We start from the raw sequence: 1,396 nt of genomic DNA, 5'->3' as shown, positions 1-1,396 counted from the left end.
TCGTGGTGCCCGCCGTGCATCGCCGAGATGCCCGACCTCGAAGCGGTGCACCAGGCGGTCGCCGGCGACGTGACCTTCATCGGGATCAACACCCAGGACACCACCGAGCGGGCCGAAGCGCTCGTCGAGGAGACCGGGGTGAGCTACCAGCTGCTGCGCGACCCCGACGGTGCGCTCTTCCAGGCCTTCGGGGTGTTCGGGATGCCCTCGACGTTCTACGTGGACGCCGACGGCACCATCGTCGATCGCCACACCGGGCTGCTCACCCGCGACGCGCTCGTCGACGACCTCCGCGACCACCTCGGCGTCGATGCGGAGGTGCCGTCGTGATCGACGCGCCGTTCGCACTGGCCTTCACCGCCGGGCTCGTGGCGACCGTCAACCCGTGCGGCTTCGCCATGCTGCCCGCCTACCTCAGCTACTTCATGGGCCAGACCGACGAGGACGAACGCGGTGGCCGCGTCGCCGCGGTGCGTAGCGGTCTCGTGACCGGCCTCGTGGTCTCGAGCGGGTTCCTCCTCGTCTTCGGCCTCGCGGGCATCCTGATCACCCTCGGGCTGCGCTCGATCATCGACCTCCTGCCGTGGGCGGCCATGGTCATCGGCGGCGGTCTCGCGCTCCTCGGTGCAGCCATGCTCGCGGGCCTCGACCCCGTCGTACGGCTGCCCAAGTTCAGCCGTGCCCCGGAAGGGCGGCGCACGTCCTCGGTCTTCGTGTTCGGGGTGAGCTACGCCGTCGCCTCGCTGTCGTGCACGCTGCCGGTCTTCCTCGTGGTGGTCGCGGGCGCGATCCCCCGCGCCAGCCTGATCAGCGGCGTCCTGCTGTTCGTCGTGTACGGCCTCGGCATGTCGCTGGTCCTGATCGTCCTCACGCTGGCGCTCGCCCTCGGCAAACAGGGGCTCGTCCGGTCGATGCGTCGATGGAGCGGCCACGTCCAACGGGTCTCCGGAGCAGTGCTCCTCCTGGCCGGCGGCTACATCGTCTGGTTCTGGGCCACGAACCTGAACGATCCACTCGCAGCATCAGGGCCCGTGGTCACCGTGGAACGCTGGTCATCCCAGCTCACGAACCTGATCGGCGAGCGTCCCCTGGTGGCCGGCGTGAGCCTGGCGCTCGTCGTGCTCATCGCGCTGGCCAGCCTCGCCGCACACCGAACTCGCAGCCAGACGCCCGAGGCCGAGCCCGCCCAGCAGCGCTGAGCCGACGCTCCGTCACTCCGAGGTGGGCCGGTGCACGCCACCCGCCGCGCTGTTCACACCCTCAGCGAGGGTCGGGTGGACGTGGATGGCCCGCGCGATGTCGCGGTACCGCGCGCCGACCGTCATGGCGATGACGGCCTCGTAAACGAGGTTGCCCGCCTCCGGTCCCACGATGTGACAACCGAGCAGGCGGTCGG

2 protein-coding genes and 1 pseudogene are annotated in these 1,396 nt (G+C 70.3%); 2 read left to right on the top strand and 1 reads right to left on the bottom strand.

Translation table 11 applies throughout. The annotated features are described in order from the left end of the window. Together WEB03_RS01275 and WEB03_RS01270 are read left to right on the top strand one after the other, a co-directional pair. Nucleotides 1-330 (top strand): TlpA family protein disulfide reductase (locus tag WEB03_RS01275; protein ID WP_368069161.1); only part of this gene is annotated, 330 nt, incomplete at its 5' end. After that, the gene (locus WEB03_RS01270) at nt 327-1,199 is read left to right on the top strand and encodes a cytochrome c biogenesis CcdA family protein (RefSeq protein WP_368069160.1); all 873 of its coding nucleotides are present in this window, start codon (nt 327-329) and stop codon (nt 1,197-1,199) included. The genes WEB03_RS01275 and WEB03_RS01270, both read left to right, overlap by 4 nt. 12 nt (nt 1,200-1,211) lie before the next feature. Here WEB03_RS01270 and WEB03_RS01265 read toward each other — a convergent pair. Further along, a pseudogene (locus WEB03_RS01265) lies at nt 1,212-1,396 on the bottom strand (dihydrolipoamide dehydrogenase); the annotation flags it as partial.

The sequence above is a fragment of the Nitriliruptor sp. genome (genome assembly GCF_040882075.1).
In the GTDB taxonomy this organism is placed as follows: Bacteria; Actinomycetota; Nitriliruptoria; order Nitriliruptorales; family Nitriliruptoraceae; genus Nitriliruptor.
The sequence above is the reverse complement of the archived record's forward strand: the minus strand, read 5'-3'. Positions and strand labels throughout refer to the sequence as shown.